General features: G+C 52.6%; 17 protein-coding genes. 6 read left to right on the top strand and 11 right to left on the bottom strand.

Annotated elements, in window-relative coordinates; all coding sequences use genetic code 11:
• Window positions 1-163: 163 nt before the first annotated feature.
• The 3 genes from RI501_RS01175 to RI501_RS01165 all read right to left on the bottom strand — a co-directional run bounded on the left by RI501_RS01175 (window position 164) and on the right by RI501_RS01165 (window position 3,760).
• Window positions 164-1,786: a peptide ABC transporter substrate-binding protein gene (locus tag RI501_RS01175; protein WP_313819976.1), complete on the bottom strand. Its 1,623-nt coding sequence runs from the start codon at window positions 1,784-1,786 to the stop codon at window positions 164-166.
• A gap of 458 nt (window positions 1,787-2,244) precedes the next feature.
• A complete protein-coding gene (locus tag RI501_RS01170) occupies window positions 2,245-2,520 on the bottom strand; it encodes a hypothetical protein (protein WP_313819975.1) in 276 nt (91 codons plus the stop codon).
• Between the two features lie 64 nt (window positions 2,521-2,584).
• On the bottom strand, window positions 2,585-3,760 hold the full coding sequence (locus tag RI501_RS01165) for an MDR family MFS transporter (RefSeq protein WP_313819974.1): 1,176 nt from the start codon (window positions 3,758-3,760) through the stop codon (window positions 2,585-2,587).
• Between the two features lie 236 nt (window positions 3,761-3,996).
• On the opposite strand from RI501_RS01165, the gene RI501_RS01160 reads away from it, so the two are divergent.
• Both RI501_RS01160 and RI501_RS01155 read left to right on the top strand, forming a co-directional pair.
• Window positions 3,997-4,533 (top strand): flavodoxin family protein, encoded by a 537-nt coding sequence (locus RI501_RS01160; protein WP_313819973.1) that lies wholly within the window; start codon window positions 3,997-3,999, stop codon window positions 4,531-4,533.
• A gap of 13 nt (window positions 4,534-4,546) precedes the next feature.
• Complete coding sequence (locus RI501_RS01155; protein ID WP_313819972.1) at window positions 4,547-5,050, top strand: methylated-DNA--[protein]-cysteine S-methyltransferase; 504 nt, start codon at window positions 4,547-4,549, stop codon at window positions 5,048-5,050.
• A 49-nt stretch (window positions 5,051-5,099) separates the two neighbouring features.
• On the opposite strand, the gene RI501_RS01150 is transcribed toward RI501_RS01155, so the two are convergent.
• The 4 genes from RI501_RS01150 to RI501_RS01135 form a co-directional block, all read right to left on the bottom strand.
• Window positions 5,100-6,869, bottom strand: coding sequence for an ABC transporter ATP-binding protein (locus tag RI501_RS01150; RefSeq protein WP_313819971.1), 1,770 nt, complete (start codon window positions 6,867-6,869; stop codon window positions 5,100-5,102).
• 708 nt (window positions 6,870-7,577) lie between these two features.
• Window positions 7,578-8,972: a replicative DNA helicase gene (gene dnaB / locus RI501_RS01145; RefSeq protein ID WP_313819970.1), complete on the bottom strand. Its 1,395-nt coding sequence runs from the start codon at window positions 8,970-8,972 to the stop codon at window positions 7,578-7,580.
• A 388-nt stretch (window positions 8,973-9,360) separates the two neighbouring features.
• Window positions 9,361-9,819, bottom strand: a complete 459-nt coding sequence (rplI, locus tag RI501_RS01140; protein WP_313819969.1) for a 50S ribosomal protein L9 — start codon at window positions 9,817-9,819, stop codon at window positions 9,361-9,363.
• A gap of 63 nt (window positions 9,820-9,882) precedes the next feature.
• Window positions 9,883-11,898, bottom strand: a complete 2,016-nt coding sequence (locus RI501_RS01135) for a DHH family phosphoesterase (protein WP_313819968.1) — start codon at window positions 11,896-11,898, stop codon at window positions 9,883-9,885.
• A gap of 253 nt (window positions 11,899-12,151) precedes the next feature.
• Here RI501_RS01135 and RI501_RS01130 point away from each other — a divergent pair, with 253 nt between their 5' ends.
• The 4 genes from RI501_RS01130 (at window position 12,152) to RI501_RS01115 (ending at window position 17,019) form a co-directional block, all read left to right on the top strand.
• Window positions 12,152-12,913, top strand: a complete 762-nt coding sequence (locus tag RI501_RS01130) for a MerR family transcriptional regulator (protein ID WP_313819967.1) — start codon at window positions 12,152-12,154, stop codon at window positions 12,911-12,913.
• An 85-nt stretch (window positions 12,914-12,998) separates the two neighbouring features.
• Window positions 12,999-13,643 carry a nitroreductase gene (locus RI501_RS01125; protein WP_313819966.1) on the top strand — a complete coding sequence of 215 codons (645 nt, stop codon included), beginning with the start codon at window positions 12,999-13,001 and terminating at the stop codon, window positions 13,641-13,643.
• Window positions 13,644-14,155: 512 nt separating this feature from the next.
• On the top strand, window positions 14,156-15,757 hold the full coding sequence (locus tag RI501_RS01120; RefSeq protein WP_313819965.1) for a peptide ABC transporter substrate-binding protein: 1,602 nt from the start codon (window positions 14,156-14,158) through the stop codon (window positions 15,755-15,757).
• A gap of 80 nt (window positions 15,758-15,837) precedes the next feature.
• The gene (locus RI501_RS01115) at window positions 15,838-17,019 is read left to right on the top strand and encodes a metal-dependent hydrolase family protein (RefSeq protein ID WP_313819964.1); all 1,182 of its coding nucleotides are present in this window, start codon (window positions 15,838-15,840) and stop codon (window positions 17,017-17,019) included.
• Window positions 17,020-17,081: 62 nt separating this feature from the next.
• Here the strand turns inward: RI501_RS01115 and RI501_RS01110 are convergent, their stop codons facing one another.
• The 4 genes from RI501_RS01110 to rpsF all read right to left on the bottom strand — a co-directional run bounded on the left by RI501_RS01110 (window position 17,082) and on the right by rpsF (window position 19,419).
• On the bottom strand, window positions 17,082-17,774 hold the full coding sequence (locus tag RI501_RS01110) for a YoaK family protein (RefSeq protein ID WP_313819963.1): 693 nt from the start codon (window positions 17,772-17,774) through the stop codon (window positions 17,082-17,084).
• A 449-nt stretch (window positions 17,775-18,223) separates the two neighbouring features.
• Window positions 18,224-18,460, bottom strand: a complete 237-nt coding sequence (rpsR, locus tag RI501_RS01105) for a 30S ribosomal protein S18 (RefSeq protein ID WP_045807732.1) — start codon at window positions 18,458-18,460, stop codon at window positions 18,224-18,226.
• Window positions 18,461-18,491: 31 nt separating this feature from the next.
• On the bottom strand, window positions 18,492-19,082 hold the full coding sequence (ssb, locus tag RI501_RS01100) for a single-stranded DNA-binding protein (protein ID WP_313819962.1): 591 nt from the start codon (window positions 19,080-19,082) through the stop codon (window positions 18,492-18,494).
• 40 nt (window positions 19,083-19,122) lie between these two features.
• Window positions 19,123-19,419 carry a 30S ribosomal protein S6 gene (rpsF, locus tag RI501_RS01095; RefSeq protein WP_313819961.1) on the bottom strand — a complete coding sequence of 99 codons (297 nt, stop codon included), beginning with the start codon at window positions 19,417-19,419 and terminating at the stop codon, window positions 19,123-19,125.
• Window positions 19,420-19,462 lie beyond the last annotated feature (43 nt).

Here is a 19,462-nt window from a genome sequence, read left to right as displayed (position 1 = left end):
CACGTCATCGTCTCCTCTCCTGAACACCTTTCAGTTTAGCTAACTCACGCGCTACCGCCTAGTCTTTCCCGCTAATCGGTCAATTAGGTCGCTAACTGGTCACAAAAAGGCGGCGCCGACTCACTGGTCGTCACCGCCTTGCCCACACACTTGATTTAAAAATTTACTTCCAGTAAGCGTACTTGTATTGCGCGTCGCTCATCATGGTGTACTTCAATCCGCCAACTTGCTTAGAAACTAAGTGGGCCTTCGCCTGCTGATACAGTGGGACTAAGCCCGCTTGCTGCGTCACGTAGGTATCGGCTTTCTTCATTAAATTCCACCGTTGTTGCGTGGTGTACTTGGCCGTGTTGTCGATCTCACTCATTAAATTGGTGAAATGGGCGTTCTTCCACTTGGTGAAGTTGACCGAACTGGTCCCGTCGGCCATCTGTAAGAAGTCCGCGGGGTCCCGCCAACCGGTGGTCCAGCCGTCCAGGTCGATATCGTAGTTGCCTTGCGAACCCTTGTTAATCTGTTGGGCCAGTGGTAAGGCCTTGATGGTAATCTTCAGACCTGGCATGTACTTTTGGGCCTGTTGTTGCAGATATTGGGCCACGTGCTGCTGTTCGTCCGTGTCGGCCGTCAGGAGCTCCAGACTCGCTTTCTTGATGCCCAATTCCTTTTTCGCCTGGTTCCAGAGGGTCGTAGCCTTCTGCGGATTGTAACTGACCAGGTTGCCGACTTCCTTGGCGAAGTCTTCACCGGTCTGCGGGTCGTTCCCGTCACCGGTTGGAATCAAGCTTTTAGCGGCCTGTGAGCCGTCCTGTAAGACGTTATCGGTCACCTGTTTCCGGTTGACGATGTACGAGAAGGCTTGCCGCACCTTGGTGTTGTGCGTCACGGTCCGTTTGTCGTTAAATTCCAGGAACCGCATCGAACTGTTCAACGTGGTGGTCATTTCCGGGTTCTTGGCGTTCTGCTTGATATATTGACCGGTCAGGTAGGTTTCTTGCACCTTGCCCGACTTGAACAGGTTGACCGCCGTCCCGGCATCCTTGACGACCTGGACGCTAACCTTCGGGATCTGGACACTCTTGGCGTTCCAGTAGTGGTCGTTCTTCACGTAGGTCCAACTATCACTGTTGCCACTCCAACCGACCAGTTTGTAAGGCCCTTCGGACATGGTCTTGGCGGCCGAGGTTCCGTAGTGACTGCCATACTTCTTGAAGAGGTCCGTCTTCATCGGGTATTCGGCCGTAGCCAAAATATCGGGTAGCCAGGGCTGTGGCTTGGAGAGGGTTAACTGTAACGTGTGCGCATCAAGGGCTTTGACGCCTAACTTACTAGGAGCTAACTTGCCGCTTTGCACGGCATCGTAATTCTTCAAGTACTTCAGCTTGTTGGCCACCTGGGATTTCGACTTAGGATTGACCTGCCACTCGAACGAGGTCACAAAGTCTTGGGCAGTCACGGGGTCCCCGTTTTGCCACTTGGCGTTCTTTTTAATTTTAAAGGTGTAGACGGTCCCATTCTGCGTAGGCTTGACCACTTTTTCGGCCACCCCGGCCACGACCTTACCGTTTTTATCCAGGGTGTACAGGCCTTCTTCGGTCTGCGCAATCATGCTGGAACTATTGACGTCCCCGGAAATGGCCGGGTCCGCCGTGGCGGGATTGCCCACCAAGGTAACCCCTAACGTCGCGTTCTTACTCTTACTTTGGGCCTGCGTCGTGCCACAGCCAGCCAGACCAACAATGGCTAATAAGCCTAAACTCAATCCTAATCCCATCACGTGTTTATTCATCGTCATCGCTCCTTAATTACCCAAAAACGCACCCGCCCTTGTTGACCATCGCTGGTCAACAAGGGCGAATGCGTCGCGGTACCACCTTGTTTTTTTACTCAATGCACTCCTCAAAAGTGCGCGTGGGGTAACGACCACGAACCGGCCACGGCTACTTCGGGTTCACCATGACGACGCCGAGATGCGCTTCGCGGGGGTTCGCGGGTTCGGCTGTCAGCTCTCCGAACTTGCTGGGCGGCTCCGCCCCGTTACTCTTCTCGACTTGCTCTTTACTTTTAATTTATATATAAGGTATCACCATTCATTTTTAGTGTCAAACGTTTTATAAACATTCAATTTTGTGCATATATTTTGAATATTCGCGTAAAAAAACGACGATCCCTTGTAACACTAGGACCGTCGTTTTGTATAAAAGCTGTTTTATTCCAAATTAATCGACTTATTTTCCGCAATATTCATTAATGATGGCATGGTTGCTTGTGCTGATACGTCATGGTTGTGGTTTCGCGACTGACCGTCTTCCCCGCCTGACTGGTGGTCGTTTGCGTCTTCATCTCAACGTGACCATGGCGCCCACTTGAATTCGTCAACTGGACCGCCGTTTGGCCGGATGTCGGCTGGACTACCGAGTCCGTCACGGTCGACTGGTTCTGCGCGGTGTGAGTTTCCCATAGGAAAAACCCAGCCACCAAGCCCAGTAACAGCCCGCTGATTCCCCGGATAATTTTTTTCATGTTCATTCCCCTAATTACAATATTCCGATGCTCTTAGTTTATTATACACCCAACCAATATTATTTTACTTATAAACTTCGACCTTCCGCCGGTTTCCCGTAATCACCAAGACGTTTAGCCCGAGAACTAACAAATTGGCGACCGCCGCCACCACGAAGAGTGCCGTATAGGATACGTAATCGATGACCAGTCCCCCGAATAAGGGACCTAGTGCCCGACCTAACGACGCCCACGCGTTGGCCATGCCTTGGTACTTACCCTTCACCACGTTGGGCGTCAGGCTGTTAACAATCGCCGGAATGGCCGGAAAGGCCGTCGCTTCACCCATGGTCAGAATCACCATGGCAATCACGAAGTGCAGGTAATCCTTCGCAAAGATCAGGGTCACAAACGATAGCGCCACGAAAAAGATCCCAGCGTACACCTGCAGATACAGGTTGGTGAAGAAACTGGACAACCAGTTGAGTAAGGCCTGAAAAACCACGATCAGCGTGGCGTTAATCGTCCATAACAAGCTGTAGTCGCGCATCAGGATACCCATCCCGGTCATGTAAACGGACAGGTTCGAGTTCCATTGTTCGTACATAATCCAGATGATCACCAGCGAGATGAAAAAGCTTCCCATAATGAAGCGGTTTGCCTTGGGTAACGCCACCTTCTGGGTCTCCTTGGTCCGCACCTGCCGTTGCGTCACGGCCGGCACGTGGTAGGTGCTTAACACCACTAGCATGAAGGCCACGAACAAGCTAGTCGCGATACTAAACAGCAGGGTGATGCTAATGCTGTAAATGAATCCGACCATGGCGGTCCCGATGACGATCCCGAAGTTTTGCGAGAAGTACAACATATTGAAGATGTAGCGCCCATCGCGGCTGTGAATCGTGGTCCCCAGTGAGTTAACCATGGTTAGTGTCCACCCCGAGGCAAACCCCAAGAAGAGCAGGGCAATTGGGAACGCGGGCCAACCGTGGTTAAAGATCAACGTTAACATGGTGATCAGTGACACGCTGACCCCACCCACCGTCAAGTAGAAGGGATTCAGGCGGTCGAAAAGTCGGCCCCCGATGACACTGCCAATCACGTTGGCTAAGGAATAAAATAGTAAGATGACACCGACCTGGGTTAGCGAAATTCCCAGGTGGTTATGTAAGTAGATGGTCGTTAATGGCCAGATAAAACTCATGCCGATACTACTGAAAAGTTCTCCCAGTAATAGCCAGCGCAGCCGAATTTCTCGCATCTGATAGCCTCCCTTTCGTTTATTGATTAAATTTAACATTGGAAAAAACGCCCCATAATGCCCGCTATGACGCGAACTAAAGCGTTTACTAAAAATTAAATTTAAATGAGATTAAGATTAAGACCCATTCTATCACGGGACCCCGCCTTTCGACCAGCCCCCCTCAGCCCCGTTAGCATTGCTTTTTGTGCGGGGATTTTCTACACTAGGCTTAATTGAAGGAGGCCGATTTACCCATGACGATACTTTTGATTGACGGGTCTTCACGGCCCAACAGTAATTCTGCGGCATTCGGGGAACGACTGCTGGTCGGGTTACCCCACCAGACCATTCACCTGGCTAGCGCTCACCTTAACTTTGAACACGATTACCGCGAAACCAATCACCCCCAGGGCGACCCTAGCGACGACTACGACCACCTGATGGCGCAGTTTCTAGCCGCCGAGACCATCGTCCTCAGTACGCCGGTCTACTGGTACAACATGAGTGGCCAGCTCAAGGTCTTTCTCGACCGTTGGTTCGACAGTTTCACCCACGGCGTCTCGTTTGCCGGTCATCGGCTCTCCCTATTGATTGTGGGGGCCGATGACCCGGTCCACAAGGCTCAGCCCGTGATTGAACAGTCAGTCAAGTTATCCTGTGACTGGCTTAAAATGACCTTCCTGGGCACCGCCACCGCCGTGGCCGATCTCCCCGGCGACATCCAAAAGTTACCCACTCTACCAGCCGACGCGCAAAAGCTCCGGCAGATTTTAACCCTCACCACCGACTAAAGGAGGAACGACCATGCGTTACCAACTCACCACTCCGTCGCCGTTAGGGCCTTTGACCCTGTTAGGCGACGACCAAGCCCTGTACGGCCTGTGGTTCGCCGACCAACAACACTTCGGGGCCGACTACGACTTAGCCGCCATGCCCACCGGTAGTTCCGCGCCGCTTAACCTGGCTCTGGATTGGTTGCGGGCCTACTTCGCCGGCCAAGCGCCCTCGCCGTTCGACCTGCCGCTCCATCCGGAAGTCACCGACTTTCGGGCCCGAGTCCTGCAGGGATTGACGCAGATTCCCTACGGCCAAACGGTGACCTACCAACAACTTGCCGACCAATTGGGCCAGCCCACCGCGGTCCGCGCAGTCGGCGGCGCCGTTGGTCACAACCCGTTGTCCATCGTCATTCCCTGTCACCGCGTACTCGGTCGGCACGGGGAATTGACCGGCTATGCCGGTGCTCTCGACCGTAAGATCGCGCTATTGACCCTGGAAGGTCACGACGCGGCCACGTTCACCCGTTAACTCGTCAAAAGCGCCACGGAGACTCACCGGTCTCCGTGGCGCTTTCGATTTAATCTTTAAACTGAATCTTAACGTAATCGCGGTACAACGGTAACCGGTCCATCAGTTCCTGATGCGTGCCGTGACCGCTGACCTGCCCGTGGTCGATGAAGTAGATGTTATCGGCATCCACGATGGTGCTCAACCGGTGGGCGATAATCAACGTCGTCCGCCCCTGCATCAGTTGGCCCAGCGCCTTTTGCACCATGGCCTCGGATTCGGAATCTAGACTGGCCGTGGCTTCGTCGAGCATCAGGATCTGGGGATCACGCAGGAAGGCCCGCGCAATCGCCAAGCGTTGCCGTTGGCCACCGCTAACCTTGACGCCCCGTTCACCCACCTGGGTGTCCAGGCCGTCCGGCATCTCGTGGACGAATTGATCGGCATAGGCCAGCTGCAGGACGTGCCAGAGTTGTTCGTCGGTAAAGTCCTGGGTCAAGCCGTAGGTCAGGTTGTGGCGAATCGTCCCGGCCATGATGGCAGAGTCCTGACTAACGTAACCGATTTGGGAACGCCAATCCATCAGGCTCAGGTCGTTGACGTCCTGGTCGTCCAGTAAGACCTTGCCGGCGGTTGGTTGGTAGTAGCGCTCTAACAGGCCAAAGATGGTCGACTTCCCCCCACCGGAAGGCCCGGCAAAGGCCACCACCGTGTTGGGCTTGGCTTCGATGTTGATGTCGTGCAACACGGGTTGACCGTCGTCTTCGTAAGCGAAGTCGACGTGCTCTAAGCGCAACGTGTGGTTGGTGATGGGCTGGGTCGTGCCGAGCGTCAAGGCTTCTTCGGGTTCGTTAAGCAGGTCGCGGACCCGTTCGGTCGACCCGTTGGCCTTGGACAGGTCGGTGAAGAACCGGGCCAGCATGCCGGCGGGACCCACGATTTGGAACAGGTACATCAGAAAGGAGACCAACGTCCCCATACTCATCGACCCGTCGGCCACCCGGGCTGCGGCGTAGACCAATACGCCGACAAACAATGCCAACATACCGGCCGTCATGATTGGACTCGCGATGGAATCATACACGGCTTCTTTGAGGCCAATGCGGTAGAGTTTTTGGATTTGGGCAAATCCGCTTTGCGTTTCGTAGGTTTCGGCGTTGGACGACTTGACCAAGCGAATCTCGCTTAACGTATCGTTCGCACTACCGCTAAAGGTGGCCAGCGCGTCTTGGCGTTGGCGACCGACCTTACTACTCAGCCGCATCACCGGCAACATGATCGCCATCAGTAACGGTAAGGCGATAAACATGATGGCCGTCATCTTCCAATCCATCAATGCCATGATGACCAACGCCCCTAACAATTGAAGTAGCGATGTGACCATCTGGGGAAACGAATTAGCCAATAGATCTTTGATCTGCGTCGAATCATTGACCAGCCGAGAGGTCATCTCCCCAGTCTTGACGCTATCGAAGTAGCTGACCCGCAGTCGGACCAGCTTTTGCCACAAAGTCTTCCGCAGGTTGGCGACCACGTTTTCGCCAAAGATCCCCAGCAAGGCTCCGGAAAGGGCACTAATCAGGGCACTCAGGACGAACAGGCCAATGATCAGGCCCAGCAATCCTTGATTAATCCCATGACTGAAGCCGTTGATCAGGGTCTGGGCAAACTTCGGGGCAGCTAGTTGGGCCCCGGTGGCGACTAGTCCTAGCGCCAAACCCACCCAGAGTTGCCAATATTTCGGTTGAGTTTGCCGAATCAGGTGTAAAAATGCTTTCAGGTTAAATTTCCCGGCGGACCGGGTTGGCGCCGTGCGCGGCGCGGTGACGCGACGTTCCATATTAAATCCCCTCTAACTTGGTTAAGTTTAATGATTAATTGCGGCGTGGTTGGCGCGAGCGAGTCGCGGACCGGCTGCTTAACTTCAACTGCATGGCCATTATCTTAACCCTTTAGTTAGATAAATACAACTAAAACTAACTATTTTTCTAACTAATTTACGAAAAATACGCGGTAACCCGGGTGGTGACTGGGTTACCGCGTGATTTGCTGATTGAAAGTTTTTTTCTGGATGGTGCCGAAACGTGCTTACTGGGGGCAACTGGTTCCGCTTAACCCCATTCGGAAAATTCACCCAGGTTCAGGGTGAATTCTCCGAATGACGTTAATGCTCGCCAGTTAACCGCCCCTGTTCGCACTCTTTTTAACCAAAAGAAAAACCATCGCTCGGGGAAAGCGATGGTCATCGGAGTAGGGGTAACGTCATAAAAATGACGTTAACTATTTTTTCATTATTCCAGGGGAGGAGGAGTACATGAAAAAAGATTGTTAATCTTTGGTAGAAGCAACCATTTGGTTAACTTCTATGTTGTATATATTAGCTGGTAAATATGACGAAAGTGTGAACTTTCTAGCACATCCGTATGAATTTTACCGAATTTGCTGATAAAACCACAGATTTTCGTTCAGTTTTTACTTATCCGGACGAATTAACACCCCAAATAAAAACAGGCGAGCCCCGGCGTAACGCCGACTCACCTGCTTTAGCTTATCCCTGTCCGTCCGGCACGTAGGCCACGGATGAGAATTTATTGAAGGACTTGACGAAAAGCAACTTGACCGTGCCCCGCGGACCCGACCGGTTCTTTTCAATAATGACTTCGACTTCCCCCACGTCTTCGTTGCCCTCTTCGCGGGGATCACTGTCGTTATTGTCCTCATCGCCGCCTTCGCGTTCGTAATAATCGTCCCGGTAGAGAAACGACACGATGTCGGCATCCTGTTCGATCGACCCAGATTCCCGGATATCGGACAGTACCGGCCGCTTATCTTGCCGCTGTTCCACGCCCCGTGATAGCTGTGAAAGCGCGATGACGGGCACGTGCAATTCCTTGGCCAGCTTCTTAAGCTGCCGCGAAATATCAGACACTTCTTGTTGCCGGCTTTCGTGGTTGGTCCCTTCAATCAGTTGCAGGTAATCGATCACGATGAGGCCTAGGTTTTGCTTTTCCTTGGCTAACCGCCGACACTTGGCCCGAATTTCGGTAATCTTGTTGCCGGCCGTGTCATCGATGTAGATGCTGGCCTTGGACAGGCTGCCCATGGCCATCACCAAATTGTTCCACTCGTCTTCGGTCAGTTGCCCGGTCCGTAAGTGGTTGGCGTCGATGGAGCCTTCCGCACATAACATCCGGTTAACCAACGATTCAGCACTCATTTCCAGACTAAAGATGGCGACGGTCTTATCGGTTCGGGTCCCCACGTTTTGCGCGATGTTCAGCGCAAAGGCGGTCTTCCCGACGGCCGGCCGCGCGGCGAGGATCATCAATTCGTCGTCGTGTAATCCGGTGGTCATCTTATCCAGTTCGGCATACCCGGTGGATAGCCCGGTAATCGTGTCGCCCTTTTCGGCCAACTCGTTGATGTCCTCGAAGGTCTGACTCAGAACTTCGCGAATCTGCTTAAAGCCGGATTGACTCCGCATCTCAGCCACGTTCATGATGTCTTTTTCGGCGTTGTCCAAAATTTCGGTCACGTCGCCGTCTTGTTGGTACCCTTGCGTCACAATGTTGGTCGCGGTTTGAATCAACCGCCGCAGGACCGCCTTATTTTGCACAATCTTGGCGTAGTAGGTGGCGTTGGCCGCGGTCGGCACGGAGCCGGCCAGTTCGGCAATGTAGGTCACGCCGCCCACGTCATCCAATTGGTTCTTGGCGGTCAATAGGTCCGTGATGGTCACGACATCGATGGCTTCATCGCGGTCGTTTAGATCCATCATGGCTTGAAAAATAATTTGATGTTCCCGGCGATAGAAATCTTCCGGGCTTAGGTATTCCAGCGCATCCACCAACGCGTCGGTACTCAAAAAGATCGCCCCTAAGACGGCCTTTTCGGCTTCGAGGTTCTGTGGTGGTGTGTGGTCTGTTAGTGCACTATTGTCCATTCTTAATCCTCACTAACTCCTTAACTAAAACTTGGCGAATACCTCTCCTAAACCTCCGCTATAATTCAACGAGATTTAACAACTAGTGGGGCGGATAAACTAGCCCATCTAGGTTAATCGAAATCCTTAGCCTCGGACTTTTCTCAATTAACTTTGATATTTTTTTACAACTGCTGTTGTCTATCAGAAATCAATCTTAACACATGCGTGGGGGCACGAAAAGACCGATGACCTTCCCACCCGTAAACGCCCGCGCTCAAGGCCCGCGCCAAGTGGGAACTTTGGTTAGAATTATACCAAATCTGGGGGACAAAAACCGGTCCCCCAAAATCCAAAGATCTTGGGGGACCGGTTGATATCAAGGGCTTAGTGAAACCACCCGTTTAGTTTATTTTTGCTTTTGGGCCACGTGAACCCGAATCTTGGCGGTCACGTCGGCGTGTAATTTAACTGGTACGTTGGTGTAGCCTAATGAACGAATTGGTTCCGGCAAATCAACCTTGTGCTTATCCAACTTCAAGTTGAACTGCTTGTCTAAGGCTTGGACGATTTGCTTGCTGGGGATGGATCCGAACAACCGACCGTCTTCACCGGCCTTGGCGAGGATTTCAACCACCGTTTTATCGTCTTCCAAGTGGGTCTTCAACTGGTTAGCTTCGGCTAATTCCTCAGCTTCGCGCCGCTGTTCGGCCTTCCGTTCCGCGTTGAGTTGACTCATCGCGGATTGGTTAGCTTCTTTAGCCATGCCCCGCTTGATCAAAAAGTTTTGCGCGTACCCGTCAGGCACGTTCTTAATTTCACCGCGTTTACCTTTGCCGCGGACGTCCTTGGTAAAAATCACTTTCACGTCGGTCACTCCTCAATAGTTCATAATTTTATCCTACGCCGAATCCCTAATGAACGCAATTAACTACTGTTCAACGGTTTCTGGGTCATCGGCATGGTTCAGAATATCTAATAATTGTTGCTTGACCTCGGCCACGGATTTATCGGCAATTTGGGTCGCCGCGTTGGAGAGATGCCCCCCACCGCCCATGGCTTCCATGGTCAGTTGCACGTTAATCCGACCTAACGACCGGGCGGAAATGCCGACCCGACCGTCATCACGCCGCGTAATCACAAACGACGCATCAACCCCCGACATATTCAACAGGTCGTCAGCGGCCTGAGCCGCGGTGACCGGATCGTAGGTTTGGTCCTCTTCGCCAGCCACCAGGGCCATGTCCTCGTTGACGAACTCGACCAGCTCAATCAGGTGGTTGCGTTGGAGGTAACTATCGACGTTTTCCTTCATATACTGTTGCATCTCGATGGCATCGGCTCCCGCTGAACGCAGGTAACTGGCGGCATCGAAGGTCCGCGTCCCGGTCCGTAACGAGAAGTGCTTGGTGTCCACGAAGATCCCGGTTAACATGGCCGTGGCCTCCACCTTGTTGATGGGTTCACCCTCCTGGGACTGGTACTCGAACATTTCGGTAATCAGTTCACAGGTCGAGCTGGCGTACGGTTCGATGTAGACCAATAACGGATTTTCGGGGAACTCTTCACCCCGCCGGTGATGGTCAAGGATCATCACTCGATTTTCCATCCGGTGATACAGGTCCGGCGCAATGGTAATCGACGGCTTGGAGTGGTCGACCATGATCAACATGCTTTGGTCGGTGGCCTTTTCCAGTGCCTTTTCCGGCGAAATGATGGTCGCCGCAATGTCGGGATAGCCTTTCAGGTCATCCAGCAACCGCTGAACGTCGGAGTGGACCATTTCCTGGTCTAAGACAATCCAACAGGTCTTGTTGTTCATCTTGGCGATCCGACGAATCCCCAGGCAAGCCCCCAGCGAATCCATATCCGGTTGGGTGTGCCCCTGGACGAAAATCTGGTCGGACTCGTTCATCAGCTCTTGTAGGGCTTGCGAAATCATCCGGGCACGGACCCGCGTTCGTTTCTCCATGGGGTTGGTCTTCCCGCCGTAGTAGCGGGCTTCCTGATCGGCAGCCTTGACCACGACCTGATCCCCACCCCGGCCCAGCGCCAGGTCCAGGTTACTCTGAGCTTGGTCGGCCAGTTTGTTTAAGTTCGGGTCCCCGTAGGCAATCCCGATACTTAACGTTAATGGGAAGTTCTGTTTCGACGTACTCTCCCGAATGGTGTCCAAAATCTTGAACTTATCGGCTTCAATTGCCGCTAACGACTTCGCGTAGGCTAAAATGAAGTAGTGATCATCGTCGAGCTGTTTCAAGTACATATCGAACTGTTGAACCCACGAAGATAATTCGTTGGTCACATAATTACGGAGGTTCGAAATGTCTTGGTCGGTCATCGATTGCGTAATTTCATCATAGTTATCCAAGAAAATCTGCCCAATGGCAATCTTTTCATCGTCGTATTGCTCCTGAATCAACTGGTAATGCGTGATATCGTAGAGGTACACGGCGTGAAAATCGGGCTGAACGTACATCGAAAACCGGTAATCGCGCCACTTAACCGTGGTCAACGTTTCCGGTTTGGTGGTCGCTACCAACTTCGCTAATTCGGCATCGACCGTATCCAACGACCGCCCCAACACGTTTTGGTCATCAAAGTACCGTTGTAAGTAGGGATTAAGCCATTCGACTTGGTTGCTGGTGCCCAAGATCATCACACCAGGCGGCATGCGAATCAACGACTCCTGCTCACCTTGTTGAATCCGGTAGGAGAGATCGGAGATGTACTGAGCGGTGTCGGCACCGATTTCTGCCATGGTGTTAAACACCCCGAACATCCCAATGCCGACTAAGACTAAAATGACGATACCAAAAATCCAATTAAGTAGGAACGACAGGACTATCCCAAGAATGGCTAAGCCAGCCGTCATGATTGCGAGCCCCCGGAGCCGCCGGTTCTGTAAGAACTCGGGGACGTTTGCCCGCGAAAATAGTTTGTGCATACTTACTCCTCATCTGATTCGTACAAAAAGTCTATCCACGGCGGTATCACCCGGTCAAAAAGCGGTGAGCCTGACCGCACTAAAGAATACTTTTATTTTATCACAACCCCGGCCGTTCACAAAATTTGATTCTCGCTTAAATCCCGGTCTGACGCGGTTACGCCGAACTTTAAATTTAACCAGCTTCCCCCTTGACCTTGACGTCACGACAACCTTTACACTAGAACTTAAGCAACTCAGGGAGGTCCTTTCCATGTCTTATTCGATTCAAGCACTCGCCCAGCTGGCAGGCCTTAGTCCACGAACTCTTCGGTATTATGATCAGATTGGTCTGTTACCCGCGCAACGCAATCCCCAAAACGGTTACCGCGAGTATTCCGCGGCGCAGGTCGATCAACTCCAACGAATTCGTTACTGGCAGGCCTTTGGCTTTACCTTGGCCGAAATTCAAGAATTATTGACCCAGTCTTTAGCGGACCAAGACGTGGCGCTCCGCCGACAACGGAACGCGTTGCGTGCTGAACAACTGCGCCTAACTGAGTTGCTCCAACAACTGGACCGCACGTTAGCGGCCCATCAAGGAGGTCCCCAAATGACCGATTCAGAAAAATTTGCCGCATTTAAGCAGCAAGCCCTCACCACTAACGACCAGCAATACGGTGCCGAAGCCCGCCAACGCTACGGCCAAGCCGCCGTCACCGCCAGTCAACAACGGTTCGCCCACCTGAGTGCCGCCGATTACCAGGCCATGCAGACCATCGAACAACATTTGCTCACCGATTTAGCCCAGGTGGCTCAGACCCAAGACACCACTGGTCCGATTGCCCAACGGATTTTTACGGCGCACAAAGACTGGCTATGTTTCACGTGGAACAATTACACGACTGCGCAGCACCGGGGTTTGGCCCAACTCTACCGTGCCGATCCGCGTTTTCAAGCCTACTACGACCGTAAGACCAACCAGCCCAATGCCGGTGTAACTTTGGCGGCCATCATCGAACACTTCACCGCCTAGCTTGGAAGCATCAAGGTTGTTTTCTGCGTTCAGCACGATAAAATGGGGATACAACCACTATGACATGCTGAAAGGAAGTTAGCAGATGAGCGATCAAAATCTTTTAACCAACCGGCATTCCGCCCGGGACTTTAGCGACCGCCCCGTAAACTTGGAGACGTTAAAGGCTATCCTCTACACCGCCCAAAACGCACCGTCGTGGGAGAATACCCAACCTTGGAAGGCTTACTTGGCCTTGGGCGACGTGGTGCAACGAATTCGCCAACATCACTTCGAATTAGCCAGTCAGGGCACCAAGAGTTGGACCGAAGTCGTGCCCCCGAAGACCTGGGCGGCGGCCCCCCAAGCCAATCTAGATGCGTGGCGGGCCAACATGTTGGCGTTTTTCTCCGCTAAAGAACAGACCCGTTTCGTTAGCAGCCAAAAGCACCTCTTCAACGCGCCGGCCATCGTGTACCTGCCCATGCCGCGGGACGCTTCGGCCTATTCGGCTTACGATGTCGGCGCCTTCGGGTACGGCATCTTACTGGCTGCGCAAGCCCACGGGGTTAGCGGCGTGCCGGCCTACGAACTGGTCCGGTATCCCGCCGAAATTCGCCAAGCATTCGACATTCCCACCGACGAAGCCCTCTTCATGGGAATCGCACTAGGATACCCTAAAGACAACCAGCTGAATCAATTACGACCTAAACGAGCCCCACTCGACAACATCTTGCAGGTTCGCCAGTAAATTCAATGGTTCCGCAGCAATCAGCCGATTGTTGCGGAATTTTTTTGAGCTAAATTTACTTACAGCCACCCGGGATTTACCCATTCAGTCAGCAATTAATTTTTTAAAAACGGTTGACATTTTACGGTCGCCTCGCTAAACTAGCAATCATTAACAATCGATGAGAAAATTAAAAAGTTATGAAGAAGACTAGTAACGTGGCCTTGGGCGTTAAGCGATCCCGGTTTAGTGTGAGCGGGAACCCCGACACCACGTGAACTCCCTTCCGAACTGTCAGCTGAATTCTAGTAAGCCCGACCGGCCGCAGCCGTTATCCCTGCACTTGAATCGCGGTGTGGCCCCCACAGGACCTAGCCTGTGAGAAATTGCCTCTAGGAGCCGCCGTTCATGTTAAGAACCAACTAAGGTGGTACCGTGCAAAAACTTGCGCCCTTACGGAGAAACATTTTCCGTAAGGGCGCTTTTTGTCGTTGGCCACCGCATCGATTGACACACCTAGGAGGTCCTTGCTTATGCATCGTTCACTATTTATGATTCCCGCCGCTTTTCTGTTGGCGGTCACGTTAAGCGCCTGCGGTCAAGCCAACGGCCAGACCAAGAACCGAACGTTAAACGTCACCTTAGCCGACGAACCGGCTACGGCCGACCCGAACAAATCCACCGATACCAACAGTGGTAGCGTCATTTCGCAGACCATGGAAGGCCTCTACACCTATAGCAAATCGAACAAGATTATCCCCGGCGTAGCGACCAAAATCGTGCAACCTACAAACCATGGGAAAACCTACACCTTCACCCTTAAGAAGAATGCCAAGTGGGCCAATGGTCAGCGCGTCACGGCCCAGGATTTCGTCACGTCCCTTCAACGGATGGCGAACCCCAAGACCAAGGCTCAATACGCCAGTCTCCTGTCGGCCTTCAAGAATTACGACGCGGTCCAGCACGGCAAGCTGGCCCCTTCAAAATTAGGCATTAAGGCCCTGAGTAAGACCAAGCTTCAAATCCAGCTGACTAAGGCCGTACCGTACTTCAACAGCCTAGTGGCCAGCGACTACTACCCGTTGAACACCGCCACCGTAAAGAAGTACGGTGCGCAGTACGGGACTAGCGCCGCCAAGACCATGAGTGACGGTCCCTACAAGTTGGTCGGTTGGACCGGCAGCAATTCCAGCTGGCACTACGTCAAGAATCCGCACTACTGGAACGCCAAGAACGTCCAGATCAACAACATCAAGGTCAGCGTCACCAAGGATGAAACCACAGCGGCCAACCTGTTCAAGTCCGGTAAGATCCAAGAAACCACGGTTAGTGGCCAATACGTTCGCTCCAACGGCAACGAAAAACAACTGAAAACCCATTTGCTGGGCCGGATGAGTCTTTTGGTCTTCAACAGCAAGCAAGCTAAGACGAGTTCCGAGAACCTGCGGCAGGCCGTTTCCTACGTGATCGACCGCAATCAACTGGTCAATCACGTCTTGGGTGATGGCTCCAAGGCCGCTACGAGCGCCGTTCCCTATGGTGACCAAGCCAACCCCAAGACCGGTGAAGACATGGCCAAGGAAGTGGGGAACCTGTTGCCTCACGACGTGACCAAAGCCAAGGCCTACTGGCAAAAGTATCTGAAGGAAACCGGCAAGTCCAAAGTCACGTTGAACATTCTGACCGACGATAGTGACGACGATAAACACGTGGGCACCTACATCCAATCCGTGATGGAAAAGAACTTCAAGGGCTTGACCGTCAACATCACCGCTTTGCCCCACGCCCAACACGTCGCCCGCGACTTCGCCGAGAAGTTCGACATTAATTTGATTGGTTGGTCGACCAGTTGGCTGGACGCCGACGACTATTTGGAATTAGCCGCTAAAGGCAACTCCGTCAACTTCACCAATTGGAACGATTCGCAATACAACCAGCTCCTGCAAAGCGCCAACGCCCAAACCGGGAGCGCTCGGTACAATGGCTTGATTGCCGCGGATAAGTACCTGATGAGCGTCAAGGGGTACGTTCCCGTCTATCAACCTTCCGAAGCCAAGTTGGTGAGCGACAAGGTCGGCGGCCTGACATACTCGCTGTTGAACGAAGCCCACTATCAATACGCTTATTGGAAGTAACGCCCAGCCCAACCGAGGAAGTGACCAATCTGTCCCACGCAACACACCCCGTATCTTAAAAAAACTTGGAGGAATCTGTTATGACAACTTTTTACAATTGCAACTTCTTTGACGGTACCACCGATCACAATACGGAAAATGCCTGGTTCACGGTCGACGATCAGACTGGCCGCATCACGGCCCGGGGGACCGGTACCCCCACCAGCACTGACCAGCGCGTTGACTTTCACGGACAATACGTGATGCCCGGCTTCTTCAACGTCCATACCCACATTACCGCGGGTCCCGACACTCCTGATGGGTCATACGGGCATACCGAAGCTGAATCGGCGGTCTTTGCCACGCAAAACCTCCATCAATTGCTCCAATCCGGTGTCACCTACATCCGGCAATGCGGCACCGAATACGACGTGGATATCGCCCTCAAACGGATGCAGTGCGACGGTAAATTGCCCCACACCCCACACATGATGACCTCGGGTAAGGCCTTCTCCATGACGGGTGGTCACGGTGATTCCCCGCACGGTGGCCATGCGGTCGATTCTCCCGATGAGATGCGTAAGGCCGTCCGCACGGCGTTTAAAAACGGGGCCGAAAGCATCAAAGTCATGGCAACCGGTGGGGTGATGACCCCTAACGACTTCATGGAAGATCCTCAGCTTTCCGTCGCCGAGATGCACGTGGCCGTGGAAGAAGCCCACCACAAACGGCGCATCGTTGCGGCTCACGCCGAAGGCAATCCCGGGATTCAAAACGCGATTGATGCCGGCGTTGACTCCATCGAACACGGCTTTTACGTGAATGAGCAGGAGGCCCAGCAGATGGTGGCCCAAGGGACCTACCTCACCCCGACGTTAATCGCCGAATGGGCGGCCGCCAAGGATGGCATTGGCGTATTGCCCGCCTGGGAAATCAAGAAGGCCGAAGACGCTCTAGACGATACCTACGTGAACCTCTCGCGGGCCTTCCAGATTGGCGTTAAGTTTACCTGTGGGACCGACGCCGGCACCCCGTTCAACGGGTTCGACAAGACCCCCGAAGAATTTAGAATGCTCACTAAGATTGGGATGACCCCCGCGCAGGCCTACCAATGCTCAAGCATCAATTCCGCCCAACTCCTGGGAGTTGCTGCCGATTACGGCACCCTGGAAGTGGGCAAGTTCGCCGACTTCCAAGTACTGAAGGCCGATCCCGTCGCTGACGTTCACGCCGTTGTGCAGGCCGATAAACAGGTCTACCTCGGCGGCCACCGCGAATTCTAAGTCAAAAAAACCCGACTAGTTACTGGTAACTCCGGTAACTGGTCGGGCTTTTTTGACTCGTTTTATGACGATCGAGTTGCTCGGGAGCGCCGAAACAATAACCAAATGTAGTACCCACCCACCAGGCCAATCACACCCATGGCGACCCAAATGGTCCGGGTTCCCCACAGCGTTTGTAAGAGCGCCGAGACCATCGCCCCACCGGCAAAGGCGCCCACCAGTTCAAAGTACACGCGGCTGATCATCAACTGATCCGGATCACTACTCATGCCGTACGCTGCCAGCGCGCTGGTTGCTTTCTTGAGGTTGCCGGTCGAAAAGACGTTATTGTAACCGTGACCGGCAATCGTCCCAAAGGCCGTGGTTTGCATGGCCATGACCAACGCTAGGGGTGGGGTAATCAGGTAGTTGGGGACGTTCGCGGGTAAGGCGCCCACCACACCACAAACCACTAGTTCGGCAACCAGGCTCAAAAGGCGCCAATAGTGTGACCGGGGCCGCAGCCGGTATTCCCAGACGCGGACCGCCATGACCCCCAGCATGAAGGCTAAGACGGTAGCCAACTTGGTCAACGCCCCCGGTAAATCACGTTGGGCCACGTCGACACTCAAGAAGATCAGGTTACCGGTCTGCCCCGCCGCCAACGCCCCACCGCGCTGCACAAAGGTATAGGCGTCAATAAATCCCCCAATAAAGGTGAGCCCCAGACCGATTTCTCTGAGTTGAAAAATCTGTGTCGTTTGATAGCGTCCCACAGCCGTTCCTCCCGTTTTCATGATATCCCCAGCATAAGGGAAGTCCCGGGGGAAACGCAAGTCGTGACCGTTCAAGACTTAACGTCCAATTATCCAGCTGATAGCCGGTTTAAGCTAGACAAAATAGTTTCCTCAGAAATGAAGTTATGCACAGAATTGTCCACAGATGGGGATAACAACACGAAAAATAGTCAAGATTTCTAAGTGCTCATAACTTGTATTTTCGCATATAGTTATTTTACTAAACTAACTTATCAATTCGTTCGCTGGTGACTCGCAACTGCATAAATCAGCACCTACTTGTATAGCTTCAGCAGATAGTGCAACATTTAGTGGTTTTGAGTCAGTTATCCACTAAATATGGTAGTTATCCACCATTTTCTGTGCATAACTCTTAATTTTGGGGGATAAAAAAAACGACACCCGTTAATAGGTGTCGTTCTTCAAAGCTAGTCTTCGCTGACGAATGGCATTAAGCCCATGATCCGTGAACGCTTGATAGCAATGGTTAACTTACGTTGGTTCTTGGCACTCGTACCAGTTACCCGGCGAGGTAAAATCTTGCCCCGTTCGGAAATGAATCGACGTAATAAGTCAGTGTCTTTGTAATCAATGTATTCGATGTGGTTGGCTGCGATGAAGTCAACCTTACGACGGCGACGGCCGCCACGACGTTGTCCTGCCATGGATAATTCCCTCCTCGTTTAGTGAGTTTTTTTAGAACGGTAAATCATCATCGGAAATATCAATCGAATCCCCAGTGTTCGCAAACGGATCGTTGGTATTGCTACCCTGGTTCCCGTTGTTGGACTGGTTATTCCCGGCCGGTGTGCTCGGCGCACTCGTTGCCGGATTAGCGTTACCTTGGGCGCCGTTGTTGGTGCCGCTGGTAAACGGATTGTTATTTTGATTCTGATTATTCTGAGGGGCGTTATTCACAGGAGCGCCGTAGTTATTCCCACCTTGGGGCGCCGCGTTACGATTGCTCGAACGTGGTTCCAAGAAGGAAAAGTTTTCGACGACCACTTCGGTCACATAGACCCGTTGGCCCTGCTGGTTTTCGTAGTTTCGGGTCTGAATCCGGCCTTCGATGCCGACCAAAGATCCCTTATGCATGTATTGGGCAAAATTCTCCGCGGATTTGCGCCAAATCACACAACTAACGAAATCAGCTTCCCGCTCACCTTGCTGGTTGGTGAACCGCCGATCAACGGCCAAAGTAAACGTGGCAACAGCAGCACCGCCTTGGGTGTATCGTAAGTCAACGTCCCGTGTCAGTCGGCCAGTAAGTACTACTCGGTTGATCATTGCTGAATAACTCCTCTCAAATTAAAAGTTAAAGTTAGAATTAGTCTTCGCACTTAACGATCATATGACGTAAGATATCGCCATTGATCTTGGATAAACGGTCGAATTCGTTCAAAGCTTCGTCATCGTTAGTGTTCAACGTGATAACGTGGTAGATACCTTCGTTGTAACCGCCGATTTCGTAAGCAAAACGACGCTTTGACCAGTCTTTCGAACTGATGATTTCTGCACCGTTATCCGTAACGATCTTGTCAAAACGTTCTACCAAAGCAGTCTTAGCAGCGTCGTCAAGATCTGGACGAATGATGTAGGTAATTTCGTATTTCGTAGTTTCCATGAATCGTACACCTCCTTATGGACTTCAGGCCCCCGCCTCTTGT

It is taken from the genome of Levilactobacillus zymae (assembly GCF_032190635.1).
Taxonomy (GTDB): domain Bacteria; phylum Bacillota; class Bacilli; order Lactobacillales; family Lactobacillaceae; genus Levilactobacillus; species Levilactobacillus zymae_A.
This window is presented reverse-complemented; position numbering and strand designations above follow the sequence as displayed.

Coding starts and splice junctions, on each gene's coding strand:
- rpsF (WP_313819961.1), bottom strand. CDS start 19,419: ATGGAAACTACGAAATACGAAATTACCTACATCATTCGTCCAGATCTT.
- rpsR (WP_045807732.1), bottom strand. CDS start 18,460: ATGGCAGGACAACGTCGTGGCGGCCGTCGCCGTCGTAAGGTTGACTTC.
- RI501_RS01135 (WP_313819968.1), bottom strand. CDS start 11,898: ATGCACAAACTATTTTCGCGGGCAAACGTCCCCGAGTTCTTACAGAAC.
- RI501_RS01125 (WP_313819966.1), top strand. CDS start 12,999: ATGAGCGATCAAAATCTTTTAACCAACCGGCATTCCGCCCGGGACTTT.
- RI501_RS01120 (WP_313819965.1), top strand. CDS start 14,156: ATGCATCGTTCACTATTTATGATTCCCGCCGCTTTTCTGTTGGCGGTC.
- RI501_RS01155 (WP_313819972.1), top strand. CDS start 4,547: ATGCGTTACCAACTCACCACTCCGTCGCCGTTAGGGCCTTTGACCCTG.
- RI501_RS01130 (WP_313819967.1), top strand. CDS start 12,152: ATGTCTTATTCGATTCAAGCACTCGCCCAGCTGGCAGGCCTTAGTCCA.
- ssb (WP_313819962.1), bottom strand. CDS start 19,082: ATGATCAACCGAGTAGTACTTACTGGCCGACTGACACGGGACGTTGAC.
- RI501_RS01170 (WP_313819975.1), bottom strand. CDS start 2,520: ATGAAAAAAATTATCCGGGGAATCAGCGGGCTGTTACTGGGCTTGGTG.
- RI501_RS01150 (WP_313819971.1), bottom strand. CDS start 6,869: ATGGAACGTCGCGTCACCGCGCCGCGCACGGCGCCAACCCGGTCCGCC.
- RI501_RS01165 (WP_313819974.1), bottom strand. CDS start 3,760: ATGCGAGAAATTCGGCTGCGCTGGCTATTACTGGGAGAACTTTTCAGT.
- RI501_RS01160 (WP_313819973.1), top strand. CDS start 3,997: ATGACGATACTTTTGATTGACGGGTCTTCACGGCCCAACAGTAATTCT.
- RI501_RS01115 (WP_313819964.1), top strand. CDS start 15,838: ATGACAACTTTTTACAATTGCAACTTCTTTGACGGTACCACCGATCAC.
- RI501_RS01175 (WP_313819976.1), bottom strand. CDS start 1,786: ATGAATAAACACGTGATGGGATTAGGATTGAGTTTAGGCTTATTAGCC.
- dnaB (WP_313819970.1), bottom strand. CDS start 8,972: ATGGACAATAGTGCACTAACAGACCACACACCACCACAGAACCTCGAA.